The sequence below is a fragment of the Bacillus sp. DE0042 genome (genome assembly GCF_007680225.1).
GTDB lineage: Bacteria > Bacillota > Bacilli > Bacillales > Bacillaceae_G > Bacillus_A > Bacillus_A wiedmannii.
Genome location: NZ_VEJP01000022.1, coordinates 1 through 4,078, shown reverse-complemented (window position 1 = coordinate 4,078; position 4,078 = coordinate 1). Strand labels below are relative to the sequence as shown.

Sequence of the window (4,078 nt, the reverse complement as noted above, 5' to 3'; positions counted from 1 at the left end):
AGTTAGTTTGTCTAGCATCTAAAAATAAAAATTGACGTTTCACGTTGTTTGTTTCGTTCAGTTTTCAAAGAACTACTCGGTCGCTCATTTGCGACTCCCTTATGTTAACATCTTCGTTAGTTAATGTCAACTAAGTTTTTTATTTCGTTTATCGCGTTCTGCGTTATTGCATCGGCGACTTTTCCTATATTACACCTCTATATCCTAATCGTCAATACCTTTTTATAAAGTTATTCAAGTTAATATTTTTACACTCTCTAATCTAAAGAAGAACCTATAAATATTGCATTATCCGAAAAACCTCTTGGACTTCGCTTTAATTTCTTCTCCCAAAATATATTCAAGTTTACTTATACCCTAGACTTAATTGGTACAGAAATTTTCCCCAACGAAACTAACAACCTTTTTTTAATAAATACTAATATGTAATTAAAAAGTTATTACGCTCCCTAACACCTCTTTGTTTATCAGGCACTCTATTAGAAATGATTGAAGATATACGCATCCTTATAACAGACAACGATACAGAAATTCTTATATACTACTCTAGTTATAGAGTTCCCCTTATATGAAGTAATGGTTACTTACCTGTTTACTCGTAAATATATAGAAGCACACTAATACATTTACTAACTATCCCTGTGTCACTGAAATAGCAGACTTATATCTTTTTCATCTTTAGCAGCATCCATTTCCATATGGCCTAGTCGTAATAAATTTCATATCCCCTTAACAAACATTTAAGATATACAAATAAACTATACTCGAGGTCCCAACCAATTAATAGAATTTCTTTTTTAAACATATATACCGGATTAAAAATACGCACCTCAATTGATCGAGTGCACCTAACATACCAAGAAAGAAAGAAAGAAAGAAAGAAAGAAAGAACGTTCGTTCGTTCGTTCTGTTTGCGTTTTATTACTTTTTATCACATTTAAGGGTGTTTATCATATACCTTATATTTACGTTTTACCGTTAGAAGAGCGAATCGAGTAATTTTATTGTTTCTATTATATATCCTCCGTTTTGAAATACATATAGAATTACAAATTCATTTATTTCTAGCTATACACCTAAGAATACATACATTAAGAAACCAATGCATATAAAACACCCACAAAAACAAATTCTACAACAAGGTATACTACAGCTGTACAATTATAAACCATAATCTTTTCAACACCTATAGGAGTCCTGTCCGCATTTAACGCAAATATAAACTAAAAAAATTTCAATATAAAAAGAGCCGGAATTTCTACTCTAAGGAAAATCCGACTCTTATTTGGGGCCACAACCAAAATGATTTAACTTACTCACTACAACTGAACTCCCTCATAATAACCATAGCCAAAATAATTTTTACATTTAATATTCCCTACTCTGTTGTACTGCAGATGAATGCATCATATCTATCACTGCACGATATAAATTTTCCGGATATTCAGCTATCCGATGGCATAAATACAAGTACCACTCTTTCCCATAAGTCAAATACACCCTAACCTTATGTCCTTTGTTTTTCAAATCACTTAACATATCCGGACGAATTCCATATAGCATTTCTATCTCTACATTAGATTGACTAAAATATTGACGTTTCTCCATTTCTTTAATAAGAATTTCATCATGTGTAGCTATAGATACAGGGTGGTTATTTTCAACTAGTTGTTCTACAATCTGAAGATACTGTTGGTTTAAGTCATTTGACCTAGGCATAGCAATATCCGAAACTTCTTGATAGGCACCTTTTACAACTCGTATTTTCCCTGGATAATGTAGGAGTTCTTGAATATCATTGTTTGAGCGATATAAATGCGCCTGAATCGTTATCCCTACATTAGGATATTGCTCAGTTGTTTTTTTATAGATGGAAAGAATGTCTGCTGCTTTAGATGATTCTTCCATACTTATCATAAGGGTAGTTCCATGTACTTTTGCCTTCTCTGCCAACTCCATTAAATAAATATAAGATATTTCTGGATCTATAGATAATCCAATATGCGATAAATCAAGTGATACTGTTTGTTTCATAGATAGAGCACCTATATCCCCAATAAGATTCCAAAACTCATTTTTTGCTTTATAACACTCCTCTATATCTAGAGTATTTTCCCCTATGTATTCTAGTGAAGTATGATAACCTTTTGTAATTAGTTCTTTTGCTATTACAACCCCCTCATGTCTCGTTTCTCCGGTGACAAAGCGTTTCGCAGCTTGCAATAACAACGCATAGAGTTCAGTGGATTGTTGTACATAGGATTTTATATGTTCATTTCGTGCAATCGATTTAAATGCCTGAGCTACTTGGAATTCTGGTTTCATCATCACATTTTCATCCCCTTTAGAACTATTTGATCCAACTATAGCATGCTAAAATGGTTCATATTAGTACCATTTTAATCAAACTTTTATGGTACCAATTTTGATGAAGGGAGCATTTATATGCTTTGGATACCTATTGATCGATCGTTAGATATAAGTTTAATTCGACAAGTTTATCACCAAATACGTGAACGAATATTAAACGGAGAGCTACAATCTGGAGATAAACTACCATCTACACGGGAATTATCTTCTGAGTTAAGCGTGTCTAGGAATGTAATTTTAGAAGCTTATGATCAATTATTTTCCGAAGGTTTTTTGGTCGCTCGACAGGGTGCCGGGACATTCATTGCAGAAGGGACTTATTTAGAACAACGTAAAAAATCAACTCTAATTGATTCTTTATCTTCGTGCGAAGAAATAAACAAAGACAGTAACATCATTAATTTTCGTTCAGGGATACCAGCATTAGACTTATTTCCACGTAAGGGATGGGCAAAGTTATCTCATACTATATGGAATGAAACACCTCCTTCTACGTTTGGATACGATATTCCCGAAGGGCGTCCCGAATTAAGAAAGGTTTTATCACGCTATTTACTAAAAACAAGAGGAGTTTTTTGTCATCCAGAACAATTGGTAATTACCTCCGGTGCAACGCAAGCTTTAACACTTGTTTCTAAGTTACTTTTGTCAACAGGCGACGAAGTACTAATAGAAGATCCCATCACCAATGACATTCAAACCATTTTTAAAAATTCAGGAGCCTTCCTTTATCCTATACCAGTTGATGATAATGGGATGGATACATCTTTGCTGCCTTCAAATAAAAACCCAAAATTCATCTTCACTACTCCTTCTCATCAGTTTCCTTTAGGAGGAGCTTTACCGATTCAACGACGGGTTCAATTGATTAACTACTCAAGAAAAACAAATTGTTATCTCATTGAAGATGATTATGACAGTGAGTTTCGATATGAAGGCTCACCTGTAAGTTCATTACAGGGATTGGATCCCGAGCGTGTTATATATATAGGTTCATTTAGTAAAATTTTATCACCGGCCCTTAGGATGGGATACTTAGTTCTTCCCTCACACCTTATTGAAAAATGTCGCAGGGTAAAATGGTTTTCAGATCTACATACATCTTCTTTAAATCAGCTTGTCCTTGCTAAATTTATTGCCGAAGATTATTTGGAACGACATATTATGAAGATGAAAAAAATCTATAAAACTCGAAGAGACTTCCTTATCCAGCAATTAAAATTAGCATTCTCAAATAAGATCAATATTTTCGGTTATTCTACAGGATTACACCTGATTGTTGAATTCAATCAAGTTCAATTCACAAAAGAATTACTTGAGGAAATCCAACAACTCGGAGTGAAAGTATATCCTGTGGAAGAGCACGCCATTAAAAAAGGAAAACATCATAATCGAATTATTATAGGGTATGGACATTTAACAACTGAAGAAATAAAAGAAGGTGTGAGCAGGCTACAGAGGGCAATACCTTGTATATATTCTTGTTAACGAATAGACGGTCTAACAAACTTGTCCATATTTTTCTGAAGGTATGCTATTTAGGTGTGAAATCATAATAAAATAAAGCTGTTTTTTGCTAGATAAACGTACTCATAGAGCCAACATTAATTACAAGATTATTTCCATTAAACACAAAAAAGACGAGTCATTCTGACTCGTCTTAAAGTTGCTTGGCGACGTCCTACTCTCACAGGGACAAGGTCCCAAC

General features: G+C 33.8%; 2 protein-coding genes and 1 pseudogene. 2 read left to right on the top strand and 1 reads right to left on the bottom strand.

Going from position 1 to position 4,078, the window contains the following annotated elements; genetic code table 11:
• Nucleotides 1-534: 534 nt before the first annotated feature.
• A pseudogene (locus FS802_RS30565) lies at nt 535-647 on the top strand (ABC transporter permease); the annotation flags it as partial.
• Nucleotides 648-1,368: 721 nt separating this feature from the next.
• On the opposite strand, the gene FS802_RS30560 reads toward FS802_RS30565, so the two are convergent.
• A complete protein-coding gene (locus tag FS802_RS30560) occupies nt 1,369-2,328 on the bottom strand; it encodes a proline dehydrogenase family protein (RefSeq protein WP_000977464.1) in 960 nt (319 codons plus the stop codon).
• 117 nt (nt 2,329-2,445) lie between these two features.
• Here FS802_RS30560 and pdxR point away from each other — a divergent pair, with 117 nt between their 5' ends.
• On the top strand, nt 2,446-3,858 hold the full coding sequence (pdxR, locus tag FS802_RS30555; RefSeq protein WP_000964402.1) for a MocR-like pyridoxine biosynthesis transcription factor PdxR: 1,413 nt from the start codon (nt 2,446-2,448) through the stop codon (nt 3,856-3,858).
• Nucleotides 3,859-4,078 lie beyond the last annotated feature (220 nt).

Coding starts and splice junctions, on each gene's coding strand:
- FS802_RS30560 (WP_000977464.1), bottom strand. CDS start 2,328: ATGATGAAACCAGAATTCCAAGTAGCTCAGGCATTTAAATCGATTGCA.
- pdxR (WP_000964402.1), top strand. CDS start 2,446: ATGCTTTGGATACCTATTGATCGATCGTTAGATATAAGTTTAATTCGA.